This is a genomic window from Shinella sp. NM-101 (assembly GCF_021401195.1).
Classification (GTDB): Bacteria; Pseudomonadota; Alphaproteobacteria; order Rhizobiales; family Rhizobiaceae; genus Shinella.
In genome coordinates, this window is the sequence record NZ_JACBFT010000002.1 from 524005 (window position 1) to 544752 (window position 20748).

The 20748-nt window shown below is 64.9% G+C and carries 20 protein-coding genes and 1 pseudogene; 17 read left to right on the forward strand and 4 right to left on the reverse strand.

From position 1 onward, the window contains the following. The first annotated feature begins 48 nt into the window (after window positions 1–48). The 4 genes from L0976_RS06395 to L0976_RS06410 all read left to right on the forward strand — a co-directional run bounded on the left by L0976_RS06395 (window position 49) and on the right by L0976_RS06410 (window position 2245). Window positions 49–855 (forward strand): energy transducer TonB, encoded by an 807-nt coding sequence (locus L0976_RS06395; RefSeq protein WP_234186565.1) that lies wholly within the window; start codon window positions 49–51, stop codon window positions 853–855. Between the two features lie 399 nt (window positions 856–1254). After that, entirely contained in the window at window positions 1255–1650 is a 396-nt protein-coding gene (locus L0976_RS06400; RefSeq protein WP_234186692.1) for a DUF2325 domain-containing protein, read from the forward strand. Window positions 1651–1673: 23 nt separating this feature from the next. After that, window positions 1674–1916 (forward strand): hypothetical protein, encoded by a 243-nt coding sequence (locus L0976_RS06405; RefSeq protein WP_255695809.1) that lies wholly within the window; start codon window positions 1674–1676, stop codon window positions 1914–1916. A 14-nt stretch (window positions 1917–1930) separates the two neighbouring features. Continuing rightward, entirely contained in the window at window positions 1931–2245 is a 315-nt protein-coding gene (locus tag L0976_RS06410; RefSeq protein WP_203315909.1) for an antibiotic biosynthesis monooxygenase, read from the forward strand. A 363-nt stretch (window positions 2246–2608) separates the two neighbouring features. On the opposite strand, the gene L0976_RS06415 is transcribed toward L0976_RS06410, so the two are convergent. Next, complete coding sequence (locus tag L0976_RS06415; protein ID WP_203315908.1) at window positions 2609–2974, reverse strand: DUF423 domain-containing protein; 366 nt, start codon at window positions 2972–2974, stop codon at window positions 2609–2611. Window positions 2975–2979: 5 nt separating this feature from the next. Then, complete coding sequence (locus tag L0976_RS06420; RefSeq protein WP_234186567.1) at window positions 2980–3396, reverse strand: group II truncated hemoglobin; 417 nt, start codon at window positions 3394–3396, stop codon at window positions 2980–2982. A gap of 129 nt (window positions 3397–3525) precedes the next feature. Between L0976_RS06420 and L0976_RS06425 the strand changes: the two genes are divergently transcribed. The 4 genes from L0976_RS06425 to L0976_RS06440 all read left to right on the forward strand — a co-directional run bounded on the left by L0976_RS06425 (window position 3526) and on the right by L0976_RS06440 (window position 6411). Then, the gene (locus tag L0976_RS06425) at window positions 3526–4086 is read left to right on the forward strand and encodes a TetR/AcrR family transcriptional regulator (RefSeq protein ID WP_234186568.1); all 561 of its coding nucleotides are present in this window, start codon (window positions 3526–3528) and stop codon (window positions 4084–4086) included. 38 nt (window positions 4087–4124) lie between these two features. Continuing rightward, window positions 4125–4466 (forward strand): SMR family transporter, encoded by a 342-nt coding sequence (locus L0976_RS06430; protein ID WP_234186569.1) that lies wholly within the window; start codon window positions 4125–4127, stop codon window positions 4464–4466. A gap of 108 nt (window positions 4467–4574) precedes the next feature. After that, complete coding sequence (locus L0976_RS06435; protein ID WP_203315904.1) at window positions 4575–5360, forward strand: ThuA domain-containing protein; 786 nt, start codon at window positions 4575–4577, stop codon at window positions 5358–5360. Window positions 5361–5367: 7 nt separating this feature from the next. Continuing rightward, window positions 5368–6411 carry a Gfo/Idh/MocA family protein gene (locus L0976_RS06440; protein ID WP_234186570.1) on the forward strand — a complete coding sequence of 348 codons (1044 nt, stop codon included), beginning with the start codon at window positions 5368–5370 and terminating at the stop codon, window positions 6409–6411. A 1-nt stretch (window position 6412) separates the two neighbouring features. On the opposite strand, the gene L0976_RS06445 is transcribed toward L0976_RS06440, so the two are convergent. Beyond that, window positions 6413–7432: a LacI family DNA-binding transcriptional regulator gene (locus L0976_RS06445; protein ID WP_234186571.1), complete on the reverse strand. Its 1020-nt coding sequence runs from the start codon at window positions 7430–7432 to the stop codon at window positions 6413–6415. 311 nt (window positions 7433–7743) lie between these two features. Between L0976_RS06445 and L0976_RS06450 the strand changes: the two genes are divergently transcribed. The 3 genes and pseudogenes from L0976_RS06450 to epsE all read left to right on the forward strand — a co-directional run bounded on the left by L0976_RS06450 (window position 7744) and on the right by epsE (window position 11013). Continuing rightward, complete coding sequence (locus L0976_RS06450; protein WP_234186572.1) at window positions 7744–8868, forward strand: hypothetical protein; 1125 nt, start codon at window positions 7744–7746, stop codon at window positions 8866–8868. Window positions 8869–9255: 387 nt separating this feature from the next. Next, a pseudogene (locus tag L0976_RS06455) lies at window positions 9256–9610 on the forward strand (ABC transporter permease); the annotation flags it as partial. Window positions 9611–9804: 194 nt separating this feature from the next. Further along, window positions 9805–11013 (forward strand): exopolysaccharide biosynthesis GT4 family glycosyltransferase EpsE, encoded by a 1209-nt coding sequence (gene epsE, locus L0976_RS06460; RefSeq protein WP_234186573.1) that lies wholly within the window; start codon window positions 9805–9807, stop codon window positions 11011–11013. 46 nt (window positions 11014–11059) lie between these two features. On the opposite strand, the gene L0976_RS06465 is transcribed toward epsE, so the two are convergent. Further along, window positions 11060–11818, reverse strand: coding sequence for a response regulator transcription factor (locus L0976_RS06465; protein ID WP_203315899.1), 759 nt, complete (start codon window positions 11816–11818; stop codon window positions 11060–11062). Window positions 11819–12541: 723 nt separating this feature from the next. Here L0976_RS06465 and rfbC point away from each other — a divergent pair. The 6 genes from rfbC (at window position 12542) to L0976_RS06495 (ending at window position 20746) form a co-directional block, all read left to right on the forward strand. After that, window positions 12542–13120: a dTDP-4-dehydrorhamnose 3,5-epimerase gene (gene rfbC, locus L0976_RS06470; RefSeq protein ID WP_234186693.1), complete on the forward strand. Its 579-nt coding sequence runs from the start codon at window positions 12542–12544 to the stop codon at window positions 13118–13120. Window positions 13121–13122: 2 nt separating this feature from the next. Then, window positions 13123–14181: a dTDP-glucose 4,6-dehydratase gene (rfbB, locus tag L0976_RS06475; protein WP_234186694.1), complete on the forward strand. Its 1059-nt coding sequence runs from the start codon at window positions 13123–13125 to the stop codon at window positions 14179–14181. Window positions 14182–14186: 5 nt separating this feature from the next. Next, window positions 14187–15113 carry a dTDP-4-dehydrorhamnose reductase gene (gene rfbD / locus L0976_RS06480; protein ID WP_234186574.1) on the forward strand — a complete coding sequence of 309 codons (927 nt, stop codon included), beginning with the start codon at window positions 14187–14189 and terminating at the stop codon, window positions 15111–15113. Beyond that, window positions 15110–15973, forward strand: a complete 864-nt coding sequence (gene rfbA, locus L0976_RS06485) for a glucose-1-phosphate thymidylyltransferase RfbA (RefSeq protein ID WP_234186575.1) — start codon at window positions 15110–15112, stop codon at window positions 15971–15973. Before rfbD ends, rfbA begins: the two co-directional genes overlap by 4 nt. Window positions 15974–16217: 244 nt before the next feature. Next, the gene (locus tag L0976_RS06490; protein ID WP_234186576.1) at window positions 16218–18347 is read left to right on the forward strand and encodes an acyltransferase family protein; all 2130 of its coding nucleotides are present in this window, start codon (window positions 16218–16220) and stop codon (window positions 18345–18347) included. Then, window positions 18344–20746: an SDR family NAD(P)-dependent oxidoreductase gene (locus L0976_RS06495; RefSeq protein ID WP_234186577.1), complete on the forward strand. Its 2403-nt coding sequence runs from the start codon at window positions 18344–18346 to the stop codon at window positions 20744–20746. Before L0976_RS06490 ends, L0976_RS06495 begins: the two co-directional genes overlap by 4 nt. The last annotated feature ends 2 nt before the right edge of the window (window positions 20747–20748 follow it).

Genomic DNA, 20748 nt, shown 5'->3' on the forward strand with positions numbered 1-20748 from the left:
GGTGTCCTTTCCCTGCTGGCCCATGCCGGGGCGGCCGCGATTCTCTCCATGACGCCGGCGCCGCCGGAAGAAGAGGCCCAGATCGCCGGGGGCGTCGTCGCTGAAGTGGCGATGCTCGGCAGCAGCGCCTTCGACGCGGTCGAATCCGGCAATCCGGAAGAGGCGATCACGCCGGAGGAGATCCAGCCCGACATCACCGAACCGCAGGCGGTTGCGGCGATCCAGCCCACCGAAATTGAGCCCGAGACGACCGAGATCGCGCCGGTCGATCCTGTCGTGTCCGAACAGACGCCGGAATTGATCGTTCCCTCTGCCGAGGTGGAGATCGCGGCGATCCCGATCCCGGAGATCAAGCCCGAGATCGAACCGGAAGAGGTGATCAAGCCGGTCCCCCAAGTGAAAAAGGAAGAGCCGGTCAAGAAGGTCGAGCGCAAGAAGCCGAAGCAGAAGGTCGCCAGCAGGGCCGGCGAGAAGGGTAACGCCAAGAAGAACGAGACCAAGGGCCAGATCGACGGATCGCTCGACGTGCGTACGGCTTCCGTCGGCGGCGATAAACGCGGCAATTCGACCAGGGCCGGCAACGCTGCCGTCGACAATTATCCCGGCAAGGTCCGTAACAAGATCAATCGCGCCAAGCGGCGCGCCTCGGGTGGGGCAAAGGGCAGCGTGGTCGTGAGCTTCGTCGTGGGTGCCAGCGGACAGGCCAGCAGCATTCGCGTGGCGCGCAGCTCCGGCAGCGCAGCCCTCGATCAGGCGGCAGTCGATTCGGTGCAGCGGGCCGCGCCCTTCGCGAAGATTCCCGATGCCGCCGGGCGCGCATCCTGGCCTTTCAACGTGCCGATCGTCTTCAACTGAGACCGTCTTTCCCGCCGTCCTCCAGCCGGCGGGATTTTTTTGCCCTAAAATATGAGTTTGATAGTCATGTTTATACTTTACTCTGAAAATCAAGTTTTGTAGGTTGCCCCGAACTGAGGCTCCGCCAACGCGGAGTGCCAAAGGGGATGCTGCATGAATTCGATGACTGCGGGCCGCATGGAATCGGTCCTGAAGGCAATGATCGCCGAGCGCGACCGGCGGATCGGGGACCTGGAGCGCCAGCTTGCCGCGCTGCGCAAGCAGATGGCGACGGCCACGCAAGAAGGGACGGCCGCTGCGCCGGCCGCCCCGCGCATGGAGCCACGCGCGCCGCAGGCGCCCCGCAGCGTGGAAGTCAGCAAGGTCAAGCGCCGGACCGGCGAAGCGGAGAGGAAGGCGATGCGCGAGAAGCACAGGCAACAGCAGCAGGCCCGCCAGCGGCAGGACAGCGACGAGAAGGCCGAGAGCAAGGCCGGCCTCGAAGGACGCAGCTTCCTCTATGTCGGCGGCCGCGACTGCCAGGTGGCGCATCTGCGCCAGATCGCCAGCTCGTATGGCGCCAACCTCATCCACCACGACGGCGGCCTTCGCGAGGCGGTGTCCCGCATCGACAACGTCCTGCCTTCGGTCGACTGCGTCTTCTGCCCCATCGACTGTATCAGCCACGATGCCTGCATCCGCGTGAAGACGGGCTGCAAGAAGTGGGAGAAGGCCTTCGTGCCGCTGCGCAACGGCAGCAAATCCTCCTTCGAGCGGGCCCTGCAGAGCATGACCCAGGGAGACAATACGCAGTGAGCGACGAAAGACCCGAGGCCTTCATGATGATCGGCCTGCACAAGCTGGCCGCCCAGAACGGCGACGGCCTCGTGCCGGAACTCTATGCCCTGCTGGCGCGCCGGGCGGACATGCTGGAAAGCGCGAATGTCACGGAATTTCCGGCGCGAAGCGTCCGCCCGCCGGCCCGCGCCGCGGCCTTCGAGGGCGAATCCGCCCTTGAAGCGCGCAACGACAATGTCGTAGCCTTCCCCGTGCCGCGCCGTGCGCGGCGGGATTCGTTCTGACTGAGAGGTCCTGCATGTTCGTCGCCATGAACCGCTTCCGCATCGCCGTCGGCCATGAGGAAGCCTTTGAGAACATCTGGAAGGGGCGGGATTCGAGCCTTGCCGAAATGCCCGGCTTCAAGTCCTTCCACCTGCTGCGCGGCGATACGAACGCCGAGGAGGGCTATACGCTCTTCGCCTCCCACACGATCTGGGCGAGCAAGGACGATTTCGTCGCCTGGACCCAGTCCGAAAACTTCCGCCAGGCCCACAAGAGCGCCGGCGACAACCGGGGCATCTATCTCGGCCCGCCGAAGTTCGAAGGGTTCACCGCCGTCGTCGGCGCGTGAGCGCGGCGGTCGATACCGACCGCGTCGATAATTCAGCCCGTCCTGCGGTCGCTCGACATCGGGTAGGCGAAAGACGTGCGCAGCCGGTTCCTCGGTCCTGCCGAACTGGCCTGTGAGACGGGGGACGATCTTATCGTCCGCCGACCGGCATGGAGCTGCATTTCCGGTTGACCTTTAACCCGGCACACTGCGCGGGCGTCTGCTTTCTGCGCGGCCGTGGCGTTGCCGATCTGCACCACGAATTCGGAGAGCGGAGCGTGCCGGGCCTCACGCCGAGGGCGGTGCGGCCGTGGAGCATGGAAGAGTTCTGCCTGGGCGATCCGGCAGGCTGCTGCGCTCCGGCCGCATCCCGCAGCGCTGAGCTCAGGCGGCTTCTCGCGGCAGGAAAGCGCCGAGCGCCACCGCGAGCCAGCCCGCCATCATTATGACGCCGCCGGTCGGCGCCGACATGGGGAAGAGGCCGTGCCCCGCGAAATGGCGGAAGACGAGGTCGCCGGCAAAGAGCGCGGTGCCGAGGGCCAGGAGCAGGGCGGCGAGCGGCGCCGTCCGCACGGCGCGCCAGCCGGCATGGAGGGCCACCAGCGCCGGCGCATGGGCGAGGCACATGGCGGAGGCACCGGCCATCAGGCGCGGATCGCTGCCATGGGATGCGGCCGCCGCCGCTGCCACGCCGGCAAGGCCCATGAGGCCGGCGACGAGAAGGCTTGCCGATCGGAGCGAGAAGGACATCGGATTCATTCCTGGTTCTGCATGTGGTGGGCGAGCCGCGTCACGGGCTCGAGGATGATCTTGCGCAAGCCTTCGCCCGGCACCGTTTCTTCCAGCGCGCGAACGAAGCAGAGCAGCCATTCGTCCCGTTCCGCCGGGCCGATCGGCGCCACGAAATGGCGGCGGCGCAGCATGGGGTGGCCGCGCTTCTGCGTGTAGATCGGCGGTCCGCCCAGCCAGCCCGTCAGGTATTCGTAGAGCTTTTCCTCGCTGCCGGTCAGGTCCGGCGGGTGGATCGCGCGGCAGCGGGCGGCTTCCGGCAGGCTGTCCATCAGCTCGTAGAAGCGGTGCGTCAGCGCCCGCACGGCGGCATCGCCGCCGACCGCCTCGTAAAGGGTTATCGTCTCGCCCTGCCGATCCTGGCTTTCCGTCTTGTCCGTCATGGCTTTTCCCGTTCGTCCCGGTCTTACCGCTGCCCCATGCGGCACGCAATGCCCGTCTTGCGGCTGCGACGAAGCGCTCGACCGCGCCACTCCGATTGACATGAAACCGTCTGGACGGTATGTTTTTGCATGAGCAAAGCCCATCACCGCAAGAAGCAACCCGAAACCGTCCGCCAGCAATTGCTGGATGTCGTGGCACGGCTTTCCCTGGAAAAGGGACCGGCGAGCGTGACGCTCGATGCCGTCTCGCAGGCGGCGGGCGTCAGCAAGGGCGGCCTGCTGCACCACTTCCCCAACAAGCTCTCGCTGCTCGACGGGCTGTTCGACGACCTGACGGAAAAGTTCGAGCGGGCGCTTGCCGGGCGGATGCGCGACGATCCCGAGCCGAAGGGACGCTTCACGCGGGCCTATGCCGCCATCTGGTTCCTGCCCGAGGGCATGGCGGACGGGGAGCAGTGGAAGGTGCTGACCGTCGCCCTCATCTCCGAGCCGCACCTGCGCGAGCGCTGGCGGCAATGGATCGAGCGGCACGTCGCGGAAAATGTCGGCACCGATTCTTCGCTCGACGCCATACTCGTGCGCTATGCGGTGGACGGCCTCTGGCTTGCCGACCTGCTCGGCGCGCCGACCATGGATACCGAAACGCGCGGCGCCATGCTCAAGCGGCTGCTGACGCTTTCGCGCACCTGATTCCACCTCTTTTCGCGCGCGAGCGTCGGAGACCCGTCATGAACCTCACCGCCGTCTATGCCGTCCTCGTCGTCGCCATCGTCTTCGAGGTGCTCGGCACCTCCGCCATGCAGGCGGCGCAGCACTTCACGCGGCTGGTGCCGACCGTTGCCATGGTGGTCTGCTATGCCATCGCGTTCTATTTTCTTTCCTCGAGCCTTCGCTATGTGCCCGTTGGAATCGCCTATGCGATCTGGAGCGGACTCGGCATCGTGCTGATCTCGCTCGTCGGCTATTTCCTGTTCGGCCAGAAGCTCGATCTTGCCGCCGTCATCGGCCTCGGTCTCATCATTGCCGGCGTCGTCGTGCTGAACCTTTTCTCCAAATCGACATTCCACTGAAAGCGAGGCGGAATCGAACGGACCCCGCTTGCCAAGAAGCGGGCCGGCCTCTATGCGATTCCGGTGAATTGAAAGCGGTTTCAATTTTCGGCTTCAAAGGAACGGCACATGGCAATACGCACCATCGTATGGGGTGAGAACATCCACGAGCAGACGAACGAGATCGTGCGCTCGATCTATCCGGACGGCATGCACAACACGATCGCCGGCGCGCTCAACAAGGACCCCGCCATAAAGGCCACGACGGCGACCCTGCAGGAGCCGGAACACGGCCTCAGCGAGGCGCGCCTTGCCGAGACGGACGTGCTGGTCTGGTGGGGGCACAAGGATCACGGCGCGGTCAGCGACGCGGTGGTCGAGCGCGTGGCGCAGCGCGTTTGGGAGGGCATGGGTCTCCTCGTCCTCCACTCCGGCCATTTCTCCAAGATCTTCAAGCGCCTGATGGGCACGCCCTGCGCGCTGAAATGGCGCGAGGCCGGCGAGCGCGAGCGTCTCTGGGTCGTCAATCCGCGCCACCCCATCGCCGAAGGGCTCGGCGAGAGCTTCGTGCTGGAGAACGAGGAGATGTACGGCGAGCAGTTCTCCGTGCCGGAGCCGCTGGAAACGGTCTTCATCTCGTGGTTCGCGGGCGGCGAGGTCTTCCGCTCGGGCCTCACCTGGCGCCGCGGCGCCGGCAACATCTTCTATTTTCGCCCGGGCCATGAAACCTACCCCACCTATCACGATGCCACCGTGCAGAAGGTGCTCGTCAACGGCGTGAAATGGGCCTTCAACCCGCAGGGCACCTATGCGGCGATCCATGACGCGCCGAACGTGCCGGTGGAAAAGGCGCCGGAGCCGATCGTCGAGCGCGGTCCGAAACTGCATGAAGCCGGCGAAGCCGGTTACCGCTGAGGCAGCCATGCGTCTTCTCGTTCTTGGAACAGGCGGCATGGCCAATGCCCATGCCCGGCATTTCGCGGCGATCGAGGGTGTCGAGCTGGTCGGCGCCGTCGACGTCGATCCTTCGCGCGTCAAGGCCTTTGCCGACCTGCATGGCATTCCCGGCGTCTTCACCTCGCTGGAGGAGGCGATCGCCTGGGGCGGCTTCGATGCGGCGACCAACGTGACGCCCGACCGCGCGCATCACCCGACCACGCTGGCGCTGCTGGCGGCGGGCAAGCATGTGATGTGCGAAAAGCCGCTTGCGGAGAACTATGCGAAGGCGGACGAGATGGCGCGCGCGGCCGAAGCCTCCGGCCTCGTCACCATGGTCAACCTGACCTACCGCAACGTGGCGCCGCTGCAGAAGGCGCGCGAGATGGTGCTGGCCGGCACGATCGGCCGGGTGCGCCATGTCGAGGCCTCCTACCTGCAAAGCTGGCTCGTCTCGAAGGCCTGGGGCAACTGGGCGACGGAAAGCCAGTGGCTCTGGCGGCTTTCCACGCGGCACGGCTCGAACGGCGTGCTGGGGGACGTCGGCATCCATATCCTCGACTTCGCCAGCTACGGCGCGGCGAGCGACGTGGACCACATATTCGCGCGGCTGAAGGCCTTCGACAAGGCGCCGGACAACCGCATCGGCGAATATGACCTCGACGCGAACGACAGCTTCACCATGACGGTCGATTTCGCCAACGGCGCGCTCGGCGTCATCCATGCCAGCCGCTGGGCGACCGGCCATCTCAACGAACTGCGCCTGCGCATGCATGGCGACAAGGGCGCGCTCGAGGTCATCCATTCGACCGAGGGCTCGAAGCTGCGCGGCTGCCTCGGCGAGGATGTAGAGCAGGCCGTCTGGCGGGAGATCGATGCCGGCACGGTGCCGACCAACTACGAGCGCTTCGCGGCTGCCGTTGCGGCGCGCCAGACGATAGAACCCGGCTTCCGCCACGCGGCCGAACTCCAGAAGGTCCTCGATCTCGCCATCGAGACGGAGAGGGGACGCTGCGAGCTGAAGGTCTAGCTCAAGGCGGCGGGGCAGGGCCTGTCGAGCCCCGGACAAGGAATTCGACGGGCCAGACCTCCTGCAAGGTTTCCGGCGCCGCCCCCTGCAACAGATGCAACGCCATGTCGCCGATCCGCTCGCCCGCCGCACGGATCGGCGATTGCGTCGTGGTGACGGCCGGGACGAGGTTTTCGGGGCTGAGATAGGGAAACACGTCGTCATGGGCGATGAGGGAGACGTCCTCGCCCACCGTCAGCCCCGCGATGCGGATCGCCCGCATGGCCCCGAGCGCCGACATCATGGACCCGGCAATGACGGCCGTTGGCGGCGAGGAGAGGGCAAGGAAGGCCTGCATCAGCCGGAAGCCGTTCTCGTCCGTGAACTCGCCCTGGCCGACAAGGGCCGGGTCGAAAGGGAGCCCGCGGGCGGCGAGCGTCCTGCGATAGCCCTCGTCGCGATCATGCGCATAGGTGCTTGCCGTATCGCCGTTGATGAGCGCGATGCGCCGGTGGCCGAGATCGGCCAGATGCGTCGTCGCTGTCTCGATGGCGCCGAAATTGTCGATGTCGAGAAAGGCGAAGGGCGTCTTCGCCGTGCTGCGGCCGTGCACGATGAAGGGCAGGCCGAGCGTGTGCAGCAGCGCGATGCGTGCGTCCGTGCAGGCCGGCGTGTGCACGATCACCGCGTCCACCCGCTTGCTGGCGGCAAGCCGGCGGTAGGCGGCCTCTTCCTCCTCGCCGGTCTCGACGGTCGAGACGAGGATGTCGATGCCGTCCCGTTGCAGGCGCGTCGAAAGCCCGCCCATGAACTCGCTGGAATGGGGACCGAAGCGCCCGCCGCCCTGGAAGACGATGCCGATCGCGCCGGCCCGGCCGGTGGCGAGCCGCTGCGCGCTGCTGTTCGGCCGGTAGCCGAGCCGCTCGGCGGCTTCCAGCACGCGGGCCCGCGTCTCGGGCCTCACCTCCGGATACCCGCTCATCGCCCGGCTGACCGTCGTCGGGGAGAGGCCGATGCGGGCGGCAAATTCCTTGAGGTTCATCCTGCTCTCTGGAAGCGTTCTATCGGTCGCGGCCTTTATGGACGTTCCGGCCCTCCGCGGCAAGCGAGGGCGGATTGTCCGGCTGCTCCGATGCACGCCGATGTTTCGTCCAGGTTGTAGAATTCCGCTTGAAATTTGTTAACGACAAGTTAAGGTCTGGATATAAACGACATGGTTGCGTTTTCTGGCAAGGTTCGCCTTTGTCCGGGAAATTGCCGGGCGACGCGGCACAGGACATCTGGCCGCTGTTCAATCCCTTCGGAGCACGATGGCTTCGGCAGGGAATCTGCGACGATTTTCGAGGAGAGGCCATGCAGGCGAGCTTGGAGCTGCCGGCGAAGTCGAATGCGTCCTTGCGTTCGGATTTCCTGTCGGAGAACCCCGCAGCGGAGATTTCCCGTCCGTCCCGGCGGCTATGGGCACGGACGGGGCGAGGGCCCGGCGCGCCGGATGCGCCGCTCGTCTACGCCCGGAGCGAGACCGGCCGGCGTGCCGCCTATTTCCGTACGGTCGCGCGCCTGTTCGGTGCCCGCCGTGCCCGGCTTCGCGACCTTTTCCTTTCGCGTGCGCCCGTGCTCTTTCTGGCCGCCGAGGAAACATTCCTCCTCTATGTCCTGACCGGCCTGCTGCGCGCGCTGACCGGTCGCCGCACGACCGGGCTGCTGCTCCGGCCCATGCCGCTCACAGCGTCAGCGCGCTGGCCGCACCGCTGGAAGCGGGCGGTGCTCAAGCGGCTGAAACGCCATCGCCTCGTCCAGACCCTCACCGTCCTTCCCTTCAGCGTCTTCCCGGCCTTCTCGTCGATCGCCGACGGCTGGATCCATGATTTCCAGCTTTGGGACCTGACGGAGGAGGAGCGCACCGCCGTGAACCTCCTTCGCGATACGCGGCGGCCGGGCGACCGGGCGGTGCTGACGGCGATCGGCGGACAGAGCGTGCAGAAGGGGTTCGATCTCTTCGCCGACGTCTATGCCCGATCCGGGCGGCTGCGCCTGCGCTATCAGTTCATCGCTTGCGGCAAGGTCGCGGCGGCCGCGGCCGAACATGCCGAGGTGCTGCGCGAGGCGGGCGGCGTCACGGTCGACCGGGTCGTCTCGGATGCCGAGCTGCTCGGCGCCTATGCCGCGAGCGATGCGGTGTGGTGTCATTATCCACGAACCGGCGATCATGCCTCCGGCATTCTCGGCCGCGCCGCACAGCTCGGGATCCCGGTCGTCGTCCGCCAGGGATCGCTCGCCCATCGCCTGTGCGTCTGCGAAAACCTCCTGCATGTCGCCGCAACGGCGGAGGGCGTCGCCGAACGGCTTTCCGGCCCGTTGCCGCCACGGGATGAAGCGCGCGGCCGCCTTTGCGCCGCACGGTTCGCCGAGCAGAGCGAAGCGAGGCTTCGCGCAGCCCTCGGCCTTGCCGAAAGCAGGGTATCGGCGGAAGGATGAGCTGGCGGTTTACGGCGGCGTTGCCGCCTGCCTTGAAAAATGGCTTCCGGCCTCATCGCCGGTGTGGGGACGTCATGACATCAGGACGTTCGCCGGCAGCGTAAAATCCGATCCGGAAGGAAAGCATGCGGCAAGCTGGCTTGGGGCAAGCGGCGGCGAAAGCAGGTATCCCTGCCGAAATCGCAGCCGAGAGCCTGCAACTGCTCCAGTTGGCAAGTCGTTTCGATGCCTTCGGCCACCACGGTCATGCCGAGCGCATGGCAAGCCCGATGATCGCGCGGACGATGGTGCAGGTGTCCTGCCCGCCGCACATGCGGGAGACGAAGCCGCGATCGATCTTGATGCGCTTGATCGGAAACGGCGGGCGCCATGATGGCCTGCGCCGCCGCGGCCTATCTCTCCGGGATCGACACGCGCCGCATCGTCATGATCGCGTTCGCGGTGTCGGGCGGGCTTTCCGCCTTCGGCGGGGTCCTCCTCGCCGGCTATGCCTCGAAGGCCGCGCAGTCCATGGGCGACGCCTACCTGCTGCCGGCCACCGCCGCCGTCGTGCTCGGCGGGACTTCCATTCTCGGGGGGGCGCGGCTCGTATATGGGGACCGTCGCCGGCGTCATCCTCATCACGCTGCTGCAATCGATCCTCTCCGTCATGCAGATGCCGGAAGCCGGCCGCCAGATCATCTACGGCGTGGTGATCGTTCTCATGCCGCTTCTCTACGGGCGCGCGCCGGCAAGCCGTTAAGGCGGTCCGGAGCGGATATGCTCGAACGCCCGTCCGCCATTCGGCGGCCCTGCGGGTGGCCATGGGTGTGTCGCTTCGGCAAAACCGGCGTGTCCTTGCGAGGGAGGTTGCCAAACGGTGCGGTCTGTGGCCAATCTTGCTGTCTGGACATGCCCGCCTGTTTTTGAAAACCCCTCACCAAGACAAGGTTTTTTATGGCTGCCCCTTTGCGTCTAGGCTATCTCGTTCCGCAGTTTCCCGGACAGACGCATATCTTTTTCTGGCGCGAAATGCTGGCCCTGCGCGAACGCGGCGTCGAGCTCGTGATGCTATCGACCCGCCCGCCTCCGCCGGGCCTGATCTCGCATGACTGGTCGGACGAGGCGACGCGCAGCACGACCTATCTCGCCAGCCGCGATCCGCGCCTTGCGGCGGATGCGCTGCGTCGATTGTCGCCGGCCGAATTGTGGCGCGCCGGGAGCGGGCAGCCCGCCGCCATGGTGCGCGACCTGGCTGTCTCGATCGTGGCGGCCCGCCGGCTGGTCGACGTGGCGATCCGCGAGCGCATCGATCACGTCCACGCTCATTCCTGCGGACGCGCCGCCCTGATCGCGGCGTTGGCCCACCGCATGGGCGGCCCGCGCTATTCGCTGACCCTCCACGGTCCGCTCGAAGACTATGGTCCGGGGCAGCCTTACAAATGGCGCCATGCCGGCTTTGCGACCGTCATCACCGAGAAGCTGCGCAGGGAGGTGGAGGTCGCGCTCGCCGGTCATCTGCCGCCGCGCATTGCCGTACAGGCGATGGGGGTGGATACCGAGCGGTTTTCGCGTCCCGAGCCCTGGCAGCCGCCGCCTGCGGGGCAGCCGGTGCGCATATTCTCCTGCGCGCGCCTCAACGTGGTGAAGGGCCACCAGGACCTGATGGAGGCCGTTCGCCTGCTGCGCGCGCAGGGCCGGGATGTCCGCTTGAACATTGCCGGGGAGGACGACAATGGCGGTTCGGGCTATCGCAAGGTGCTGGAGACGCGGATCGCCGACCTTGGCCTGGAAGGGTCGGTCACATTGCTGGGCGCGGTTTCGGAAGGCGAGGTGCGCCGGCAGTTGCTGGATGCGCATGTCTTCGTGCTGGCAAGCTGGCACGAGCCGCTCGGGGTCGCCCTGATGGAGGCGATGTCCTGCGAGGTGCCGACGATCAGCACGGCCGCGGGAGGGGTGCCGGAACTGATCGCAAACGGCAAGCATGGATTGCTGGTGCAGCCGAAAACGCCAGAGGCCCTGGCCGGGGCCATCACGGAATTACTGACGGATCCCGCACGGGCGCGAACCCTCGGGCAGGCCGGCCGTGCGCGCGTCGTCGCCGACTTCAGCGCGGCGACAGGGGCCGATACCCTGATCCGGCTCATTGGCGAGACGCGCCGGTGAAAATATCGGAATCTGGTGGTGCCCCGAAAAGCCGGGACACCGTCGTTCAGGAGTCGAGCGGGAACAGCTCGTTGAGTTTGTAGGCCACTTCCGTCCGGTTGGTCGCCTTCATCTTCTTCATGATGTTCCTGATATGCACCTTGACCGTGCTTTCACGAAGATTGAGCTCGTAGGCGATGATCTTGTTGGCCTTGCCGCGGCGCAATGCGTTTACGACCTCGATCTGCCGCGCTGTGAACATGCTGTCGAGCGGGCGTTCCACCGAGACTTCGCTTTCAAGCACCTGGCGCATCGCAAGCACGCTGCTGGCCGGCAGGAACACGCCGCCCGCAAGCGACAATGCTATTGCCTCGATGCAGACATCGATCGTCACCGACGATGGGATATAGCCCTTCGCCCCGAATTCGAGCGCCTTCATGATCTGCAGGAGGTCCACGGAATCCGCCAGCAGGATGACGGGCACGTCGAATTCCATCGAGAGAGCCCTGACGCATTCGGCCACGGACGGATCGTCGGCGCTCTCGCCTCCGATGTTGAGCAGGATCGCCACGAGCGGAGGGGCATCGTCCGCCAGCGACTTCCAGTGCTCTGCCGACGTGACGGCGATGAATTCCATCTCGGCCTTCTGCGATGCCAGGCATCTTGCCAGACACTGCCCGTTCAAGGCCCTTCTATCCAACACCATTATGGATTTCTCCAGCAGCGAAAACCCTGCCGGAATCTGCTTTCCGTTGATCGCCTGTATATCAGAGAACTTATGAGCGGAATGATTTGCGATGCCTGTGTGTATCTGTGCTGACGCCATGACTACGATACTCCATGTCAAGACACATGATTCGATATTCTTCCTTCGATGTGATTTAGGCTCGATCTAGCTATTTGGCTTCCACGTTTTCCCCATAAGCCCCCCGGCACAGGAAAACACACGATGACTGCACGTCTCGTAAAGAAGTTATCCCTAATTTAACGTAAATAAATTCGTCTGTATAGCTCTTTCGTACAATTTGGCTTCCCCAGTTAGTTGCAAAGGTGAATGCTCATTCCGGGTATCGATAATTCTAATTATACTTTAAGGAACTCCATGCGAAGCAAGTCCGGGTTATATTTCAGGTATCATCATGTTTTTATTGAATAATTGCGTTTCATCAATTTGATGGGCAATTGCGGTGCCTGTCGGGCAGCCGGTCTGGCGGCATGTGCGGCGGCTGTTTACGCGGACTTCCATAGACGGTCTTTCCAAGCGGGCTGCTTTCAAGCAGAGTGCTTATGATCAATGCGTTGTGTGTCATTTTGAACAATGGCATGTCAGGAAGAACGTTCATCCCGCGAGATAAATTCAGTCCCCGATGCTGTTTTTCTGCATTTATTGCTACTAAATTGGGGCTAATCCCTCCTAATCCTTCGAAGCGATCTCTACTTCTTTTGTACTAGATGGCGGCCGGGGCATCGGCCAATATTTGTAAAACCATGAACTTTTGGCGCGAATAGGCGCGGCGGCCTTTGATGATAGAAATATCGGGGGGCCATGATGCAACTGGAACGCCTTGCCATCGCAGACGTCGTGAAGATCGTACCGCCGAGGTACGGTGACGACAGGGGCTATTTTTCCGAGGTGTTCAAGGATGCCTGGTTCCGCAGCCAGGTCGAGGACGTCGGCTTCGTGCAGGACAACCAGTCGCTTTCGGCGGCGAAGGGCACGGTGCGGGGACTGCATTACCAGTTGCCTCCCTTCGCGCAGGGCAAGCTGGTGCGCTGCATCACCGGCGCGGTCTTCGACGTCGCGGTGGATTTGCGGGCGGGTTCCCCGACCTACGGCCGCTGGGTAGGGACCGAGCTTTCGGGCCGGAGCGGCGCTCAGCTGTGGATCCCTGTCGGCTTTGCCCATGGTTTTGCGACGCTCGAGCCGGATTCGATCGTCCACTACAAGGTCACCGCGCCCTATAGCGCCGGGCACGATCGTGGATTGCTCTGGAACGACCCCGGGATCGGCATCGCCTGGCCGGTCGGTGCCGACGACGCCATTCTTTCCGAAAAGGACAGGAAGCAGCCGCCGCTGGCGGAGATTGCACCTTCCGATCGCTTTTCCCTGTATGTGGAGAGGACTTGACGATGCGTATTCTCGTCACCGGCGGCGCCGGCTTCATCGGATCGGCTCTCGTGCGCCATCTCGTGCGCGATGCCGGGGCCGAGGTGCTCAATGTCGACAAGCTGACCTATGCCGGCAATCTCGCCTCGTTGAGGGCCATCGAGAACGCGCCCAACTACCGTTTCGTGCGGGCGGACATCTGTGCTGCTGATGCGATGGCCGAGGCTTTCGCCAGCTTCCGGCCCGACCGCGTGATGCATCTGGCCGCAGAAAGCCATGTGGATCGCTCGATCACCGGCGCGGACGCGTTCATAAAGACCAATGTCGTGGGCACGTTCACGCTGCTGGAGGCCGCCCGGCGCTATTGGGACGGTCTTTCGGGCTCAGCGAAAAGCGACTTCCGCTTTCTGCATGTCTCCACGGACGAGGTCTACGGCTCTCTCGGCGACTGGGGCCTGTTCCACGAGGGCACGCCCTATGATCCGTCGTCGCCCTACTCGGCCTCGAAGGCTGCAAGCGACCATCTGGCCATCGCCTGGTATCGCACCTATGGCCTGCCCGTCATCGTCTCCAACTGTTCGAACAATTATGGACCCTACCATTTTCCCGAAAAGCTCATACCGCTCGTCATCCTCAATGCGCTCGAAGGACGCCCGCTGCCCGTCTATGGCAAGGGCACGAACATCCGGGACTGGCTTCACGTCGAAGACCATGCCCGCGCGCTCCACCTCATCGCCGAAAGGGGGCGGCCCGGCGAGAAATACAATGTCGGCGGCCGCAACGAGCGGCGCAACATCGATGTCGTCAAGCGCATCTGCGCGATCATGGACAGGATGCGGCCCGGCACGGCTTCGCATGCGCGGCTGATCCACCATGTCGGCGACCGGCCGGGCCACGATGCCCGCTATGCCATCGACGCGACGCGCCTTGAGAGCGAGCTTGGCTGGAAAGCAAGGGAGACATTCGAGACGGGCATAGAAAAGACCGTCGCCTGGTATCTCGACAACGAATGGTGGTGGCGACCCTTGCGCGACAAGGTCTATGCCGGCGAGCGCCTCGGCTCGCTGGAAAAGCAGGCGTGAGGCCGATGCGGATCGCGGTCACGGGCAGTAAGGGACAGGTCGCGCGCTGCCTTGCGGCGGTCGGCCCGTCCATGGGCGTCGACATCGTCGCGATCGGCCGGCCGGAGCTCGATCTTCTCCACCCGGAGACGGTCCTGTCCGCATTGTCCGCCGTCCGCCCGGACGCGATCGTCTCGGCAGCCGCCTATACCGCGGTCGACAAGGCCGAGACGGAACGGGACCTCGCCTTCGCGATCAACGGGGCAGGGGCGGGCGCCGTGGCGGAAGCCGCCGTGCGTTGCGGCGTGCCGATCCTCCATCTTTCGACGGACTACGTCTATGACGGAACAAAGGCCGGCCGTTACGTGGAGAGCGACCCGACGCGGCCGGTTTCCGTCTATGGCGCTTCCAAGCTGGATGGCGAGCGCCGCGTCGCGGCGGCCAATGCCGACCACGCGATCTTCCGCACCGCCTGGGTCTATTCCCCCCATGGGACGAACTTCGTTCGCAGCATGCTCCGGCTGGGCGAGAGCAAGGAGAGGCTTTCCGTGGTTGCCGACCAGCGGGGATGCCCGACATCGGCGGAAGAGATCGCCCGCGCGCTGATCCGCGCCGCCCGGCGAATGGCCGCGGATCGGGATGAGAAATATCGCGGCATCTTCCATCTGACGGGAAGCGGCGAGGCGAGCTGGGCGGAATTCGCGCGGGAAGTCCTGCATGCGGCAGAGGCCTATGGACGTCCTCCCGTCGAGGTGATGCCGATCGCTTCGGACCAGTATCCCTCGGTCGCCAGGCGGCCCGCCAATTCCAGGCTTTCCGGCGAAAAGCTCCGGCAGGTCCACGGCATCGTGCTGCCGGACTGGCGAATATCGACCCGGAAGGTGGTGGACATACTTCTCGGGCGAAGCACTCCTCTAACCGCGTCTTGTATTGGGATGGGAGAACGGCAATGAAAGGCATCATTCTCGCCGGCGGCAACGGCACGCGGCTGCATCCGATGACGATCGCGATCAGCAAGCAGATCCTGCCGGTCTACGACAAGCCGATGATCTACTACCCCCTGACGACGTTGATGCTGGCGGGGATCCGCGAAATCCTCATCATATCGACCCCGCACGACATGCCGCACTTCCAGACGCTGCTGGGCGACGGCTCGCAGTGGGGCCTCAGTCTGACCTATGCCATCCAGCCCCGGCCGGAAGGGCTGGCGCAGGCCTTCGTGATCGGCGCGGATTTCATCGACGGGTCGCATTGTTGCCTGATCCTCGGAGACAACATCTTCTTCGGCCATGGGCTTCCCCAGCTCATGGCCGATGCGCAGGGCAATGCTACCGGCGGCACCGTCTTCGCCTATCATGTCGTCGATCCGGAGCGCTACGGCGTCGTCGAGTTCGACAAGGCCATGAACGCGCTTTCCATCGAGGAAAAGCCTTCCGTGCCCAAGTCGAACTGGGCCGTCGCGGGGCTTTATTTCTACGATCCCCGCGTGATCGAGATCGCCGCCAACCTGAAGCCTTCCGCGCGCGGCGAATACGAGATCACCGATGTCAACCGCGCCTATCTCGAACGCGGCCAGTTGAAGGTCTCCATCATGGGGCGCGGCTATGCCTGGCTGGACACGGGTACGCCGGAAAGCCTGCTCGAAGCGGGCGAGTTCGTGCGCACGCTCGAAAAGCGCCAGGGCTTCAAGATCGCCTGCCCGGAGGAGGTTGCCCTCGGCCAGGGCTTCATCTCCATCTGCGAGTTCGAAAAACAGGCGGGGCGGTACGGCAAAAGCGATTACGGAAACTACCTGAGGGAGCTGATTCAGTAGGAAGGGCCGTCGTGCATCGTGGCGAGCGTGCCCCGGTCGCCCGTCCAACCGTCGCCGGGGCGGCGGACACGGCGCCCCGATTTGTCCCGGCCTATCCTAAAGGCTTATGCAGGACGACTTTTCCACCATCCAAGGCCTGCAAGTCTACTCCGATCGAATTCTTGACGATTACCGCCCTGTTGCCATTTCATTTCCCCCTCAGACGCGCTCGCGTGGGCGTATTCTTTCGTGCCGGGTGAACGCAATGAGCCTGTTCGATCTGCTTGCCTCCCGACGACAATCCGCGCATGACGCGGCGCCCCCGCCGTCCGTGCGGGCAGGCGTGCAGGCGCATGGCGGCCGCAATGCCGGGCATCGCCGGGAGATCGACGGACTGCGGGCGATCGCGGTGCTTTCGGTGGTCTTCTACCACTTCCGCCTGCCGGGATTTGGCGGCGGCTTTGTCGGTGTCGACATCTTCTTCGTCATCTCCGGCTTCCTGATCGGGGGAATTCTCTGGAGAGATGTCTGCGTGCGGCGTACGATCTCGCTGAAGACGTTCTATGTCCGCCGGATCCTCAGGATCGCGCCCGCCTATGTCGCGATGGCCGCGGTCAGCGGGCTCGTCGGCTACATGATCCTGCTGCCTTTCGAGTTCCGTGAATTCGGAAAGGACCTCATCGCCTCCGTGGCCTATCTGTCCAATGTGCAGTTCTTTCGCGACGCGGGCTATTTCGACGCCGCGGCCGAGAGCAAGATCCTCCTGCATACGTGGTCGCTGTCGCTCGAGGAGCAATTCTACATCCTCCTGCCGGTGCTGATGCTCCTGCTGCGGCGGCGCCGCAGGCTGCTTGTGGCGGCTTTGGGCGCCGTCTTCGCGATCTCGCTTGCCATGTGCGTTCTCGTCACCCCGATCTCGAACGTCGCGACCTTCTATCTCCTGCCGTTCCGCATCTGGGAGCTGCTGGCCGGGGTCCTGCTGGCGATCCACATGTACGGGCGGGGAGAGGACCAGGCGACCTCGCCCGTCCTTTCCTGGGCAGGTCTTGCGGCGATTTGCGGAGCGGTGGTGTTCGTCGTCCCCGGATCGGCGTTCCCCGGCTCCCAGGCGGTTCTTCCGGTCGCCGGCACCGTGCTGGTCATATGGGGCGGACGCGGCGACAACGCGGTCAACCGCCTGCTGTCGTCACCGCCCGCCGTGTTCTTCGGCTTGATATCCTATTCGCTTTACCTGTGGCACTGGCCTGCCCTGACGCTCTCGGAATACTACCTCGATGCGGCCATCGCCGGGCCGCTCCATGTCACCACGCTGTTTGCGGCGGTCGTGGGCCTCTCCTGGCTGTCCTGGCGCTTCGTCGAGCGGCCGTTCCGGGAAATGCGGTTCAGGAAGCCGGCCGGGATTTTCGCCGGCGCGGCCGCCTCCTCCGCCGTGCTGCTCGCCCTCGGGGGCACGGCCTATGTCCGTGACGGGATGGCGGAGCGTTTCGCGACCCCGGTGCGCATGCATATCGATGCCTCCGCCGACTTCCTGCAGGATTGGAGCCGCTGCAGCGTGCCTGCGTCAGGGGCGTTCGAGGGGGTGGAAGTCTGCCCGATCGGCCCCGACAAGCCGCCGACCTTCGTGGTCTGGGGAGATTCCCATGTCCGGGCCTTCAAGGAAGGGCTGGCGCGGCTGGCGGACGAGACGGGCAGCGCGGGCCTGATCATCTGGCGGGCGGGATGCCCGCCGCTGTTCGACATCCGCAAGGAGGAAAGCGCCGCCACCCGCAGCCAGGACGCGGATTGCACGCGGGCGAATGCCCGTATCCGCGAGGCGTTCGCGGAGCTTCCAGGCATCGAAAGAGTGCTGCTGATCGGCCGCTGGGCATATTATGCCGAGGGCAAGGGGGTCGGGCGCGACAGTGCCAACACGATCCGCCTGTCGCCGGCGGAGGGAACGGCCGGCGAGGACCTTCCGCAGCCGGCGCTTTTCGAGAAGGCGGTGCTTGCGACGATCGGGGAACTGTCGCAGCGCTTCGAGGTCCTCGTGCTGCAACAGGTGCCGGAGGTGCCGTTCTACGATTCCCGCGAAGTGGCGCGCCGGCTCGTTCATTCCGGCAGTGCCGCCCAGGCGGAGACCGCGGCGCGATTTGCCGTCTCCAGGCCCGATCTGGTACGCCGCACGGCGCTCTCGGAAAAGCCGTTCCACGAGCTGGCCGCCGAGCACAGGATCGTGTGGCTGTCTTCCTGGAACGGGCTTTGCGCCGCCGATACCTGCTCGGTGCTTCACAACGGCCGGTCCTATTACTTCGACAACAATCACATCACCAATTCAGCCGCGCTTGATCTCCGGCATCTGTTCGATCCGGTCATGGATGACGCCAGGCGGATGACTGCGCAGGCAAGGGTGCAATGATGAATCCCGATGTCGTCGAGAAACTCTGGGACGTCATCGTTATAGGAACGGGCATCGGCGGGGGTACGATCGCACGCTGCCTTGCCGAAAAGGGCTTGTCCGTCCTGATGGTGGAGAAGGGGCCCTTCGGCCCGCGGGCGGAGCAGCAATCCCTGAGGAGCGACGTCGACGACGAGCATGCGCGCCATGTGCGCGGCTACTGGCCGAAGCCCCTGCATGCCGTGATCGACGGGCGCGCATCGCTGTTCTACGGACCGTTGGGCGCCGGCGTCGGTGGCTCGTCGGCCTTCTATGCGGCAACGCTGGAGCGGCCGGAACGGCACGACATCGACCATGTGGAGGGCCGTTCGCATCCAAGCGGCGGCTGGCCGGAGAGCTACGACGCCTTTCTGCCCTATTTCGAAAGAACGGAGCGGATGTACCAGGTCTGCGGAAGCGCCGATCCGCTGTCGGGGGAGCCTGGTTCGAGCCTGCTTCCGGCGCCGGCCCTTCCGCATGCGGACAGCGCCATGCGGGACACGTTCGAGAAGATAGGGTTGCATCCCTATCACATTCACCTCGGGGTGCGGTTCGTGCCCGGCTGCACGATGTGCTTCGGCTACAAGTGCCCAAGGTCCTGCAAGATGGACGGCCGTTCCGCCGGCGTCGAGCCGGCCCTGCGGCAGGCGAATGCCGCTCTTCTCGACGATTGCGAAATCAAGGTCATCCACGGGGAGAAGGACAGCGTCTCCCATCTGGTGGCGCAGCGCGGCGGGGAGGTCCTCACGTTGCGCGCGAGGCGATATGTGCTGGCGGCGGGCGCGCTCGGGTCACCCCGGCTGCTGCTGGCCTCGAAGTCCGAGGCCTGGCCGCAGGGGTGCGCCAACAGCAGCGGCCTCGTCGGGCGCAACCTGATGTTCCACCTTTCCGAGATGGTGGCGATCTGGCCCAAGCGCGATGCGCTGTCGGAGGGGCCGACGCGCTCGATCGCCATGCGTGACTTCTACTATGCCGGAAACCGCAGGTTCGGTTCCTTCCAGGCCATGGGCGTGGATGCCTCCTACGGCGAGATCACGCATTACCTGAAGAACATCTTCGACAGGTCGGCCCTGCGCCGGCTGAAGGCGATCCGGCCCTTCCTTCGCATCCCCGCCTTTCTCGCGGCGCGCTTCTTCGGCCGCGCGAAGGTCTTCGTCGGAATCATCGAGGATTTCCCCTACGAGCACAATCGGGTGATGCTCGATGCGGAGGACCCCGGCCGCCTGCATTTCGAATATCGGATCTCGAGCGAGCTGACGGAACGGCGGCGGGCCTACCGGAAAATGGTCAAGCGCAAGCTGCGTGGGCAGCGCTCGATGTTCCTCTCGTTCCAGCCGGAACTGAATTTCGCGCATTGCTGCGGCACGCTCCGCTTCGGCAACGATCCCCGCACCAGCGTTCTCGATCGCGATTGCCGCGCGCATGACGTGCGCAACCTCTATGTCGTCGATGCATCCTTCATGCCGACCTCGATGGGGATCAATCCCAGCCTCACGATCGCGGCGAACGCCCTGAGGGTGGGGGACAAGCTGGCGGCGGAACTGGCGGATGAAAAACTCTCAAGTGATCCTTCGATGGAGTGCCCGATGCTGTTGAGCAATTCCAATGCGGGTGCAAGCGGCGACGTCGCGGTGGTTACCGGGGCGGGCGCGGGACTGGGACAGGCCCTCGCCGTCGAACTGACCAGGCGCGGCGTGCGCGTCGTCGGCTTCGCTCGCCGCAAGGCCGGACTTGACGACACCGCGGGACGCGCCGCCGAAGGGCTGTTCGTTCCAAGGCTCGTCGACGTCGGCGACGGCGCGGCGGTCCAACGCGCCTTCACCGACATCCAGCGAACGATCGGCAATGTCACGATCCTCGTCAACAACGCGGCGGTCTATCCCCATCGCGATTTCATGGAGGAAACGCCGGAAAGCTTCATGGAAACGGTCGCGGTCAACCTCGGCGGCGTGGTCGCGTGCACCCGCGCAGCGCTTGCCACGATGACGCGCTCCGGTGCCGGGCGCATCGTGAATGTGGGAAGTTTCGCCGATCTGGCGCCGCAGCCTGCCAGTTCCGCCTACAGCGTTTCCAAAGGCGCCGCGCGCATCCTCACGAAGGCCCTGGTCGCCGATTTTTCCGATCGGTTCCCCGATATCGTGATCACCACCTGGATGCCCGGCATCATGGCCACCGATATGGGACGGCCGGACGGCCTCGATCCCGGCGTCGCCGCGCGGTGGGGCGCGGAACTGGCGCTCTGGCGCGACCGTTCGCTGAACGGAGCCATCTTCGAGCGCGACCGTGAAATCCTGGAGCCGCATTCCCTCAAGCGCCGTGTTCGGGACCGGCTGCTGCTGCGGCCGAGGGCTGTTCCGCGGCAACTGGTTCCCGCTGGCTGACA

What these genes read in the sequence shown, in the direction of transcription:
- epsE (WP_234186573.1), top strand. Translation starts at nt 9,805, where the DNA reads ATGGCTGCCCCTTTGCGTCTAGGCTATCTCGTTCCGCAGTTTCCCGGA.
- L0976_RS06425 (WP_234186568.1), top strand. Translation starts at nt 3,526, where the DNA reads ATGAGCAAAGCCCATCACCGCAAGAAGCAACCCGAAACCGTCCGCCAG.
- L0976_RS06490 (WP_234186576.1), top strand. Translation starts at nt 16,218, where the DNA reads ATGAGCCTGTTCGATCTGCTTGCCTCCCGACGACAATCCGCGCATGAC.
- L0976_RS06405 (WP_255695809.1), top strand. Translation starts at nt 1,674, where the DNA reads ATGATGATCGGCCTGCACAAGCTGGCCGCCCAGAACGGCGACGGCCTC.
- L0976_RS06450 (WP_234186572.1), top strand. Translation starts at nt 7,744, where the DNA reads ATGCAGGCGAGCTTGGAGCTGCCGGCGAAGTCGAATGCGTCCTTGCGT.
- L0976_RS06440 (WP_234186570.1), top strand. Translation starts at nt 5,368, where the DNA reads ATGCGTCTTCTCGTTCTTGGAACAGGCGGCATGGCCAATGCCCATGCC.
- rfbA (WP_234186575.1), top strand. Translation starts at nt 15,110, where the DNA reads ATGAAAGGCATCATTCTCGCCGGCGGCAACGGCACGCGGCTGCATCCG.
- L0976_RS06445 (WP_234186571.1), bottom strand. Translation starts at nt 7,432, where the DNA reads ATGAACCTCAAGGAATTTGCCGCCCGCATCGGCCTCTCCCCGACGACG.
- L0976_RS06400 (WP_234186692.1), top strand. Translation starts at nt 1,255, where the DNA reads ATGCGCGAGAAGCACAGGCAACAGCAGCAGGCCCGCCAGCGGCAGGAC.
- rfbB (WP_234186694.1), top strand. Translation starts at nt 13,123, where the DNA reads ATGCGTATTCTCGTCACCGGCGGCGCCGGCTTCATCGGATCGGCTCTC.
- L0976_RS06410 (WP_203315909.1), top strand. Translation starts at nt 1,931, where the DNA reads ATGTTCGTCGCCATGAACCGCTTCCGCATCGCCGTCGGCCATGAGGAA.
- L0976_RS06435 (WP_203315904.1), top strand. Translation starts at nt 4,575, where the DNA reads ATGGCAATACGCACCATCGTATGGGGTGAGAACATCCACGAGCAGACG.
- L0976_RS06465 (WP_203315899.1), bottom strand. Translation starts at nt 11,818, where the DNA reads ATGGCGTCAGCACAGATACACACAGGCATCGCAAATCATTCCGCTCAT.
- L0976_RS06415 (WP_203315908.1), bottom strand. Translation starts at nt 2,974, where the DNA reads ATGTCCTTCTCGCTCCGATCGGCAAGCCTTCTCGTCGCCGGCCTCATG.
- rfbC (WP_234186693.1), top strand. Translation starts at nt 12,542, where the DNA reads ATGCAACTGGAACGCCTTGCCATCGCAGACGTCGTGAAGATCGTACCG.
- rfbD (WP_234186574.1), top strand. Translation starts at nt 14,187, where the DNA reads ATGCGGATCGCGGTCACGGGCAGTAAGGGACAGGTCGCGCGCTGCCTT.
- L0976_RS06395 (WP_234186565.1), top strand. Translation starts at nt 49, where the DNA reads ATGACGCCGGCGCCGCCGGAAGAAGAGGCCCAGATCGCCGGGGGCGTC.
- L0976_RS06420 (WP_234186567.1), bottom strand. Translation starts at nt 3,396, where the DNA reads ATGACGGACAAGACGGAAAGCCAGGATCGGCAGGGCGAGACGATAACC.
- L0976_RS06495 (WP_234186577.1), top strand. Translation starts at nt 18,344, where the DNA reads ATGATGAATCCCGATGTCGTCGAGAAACTCTGGGACGTCATCGTTATA.
- L0976_RS06430 (WP_234186569.1), top strand. Translation starts at nt 4,125, where the DNA reads ATGAACCTCACCGCCGTCTATGCCGTCCTCGTCGTCGCCATCGTCTTC.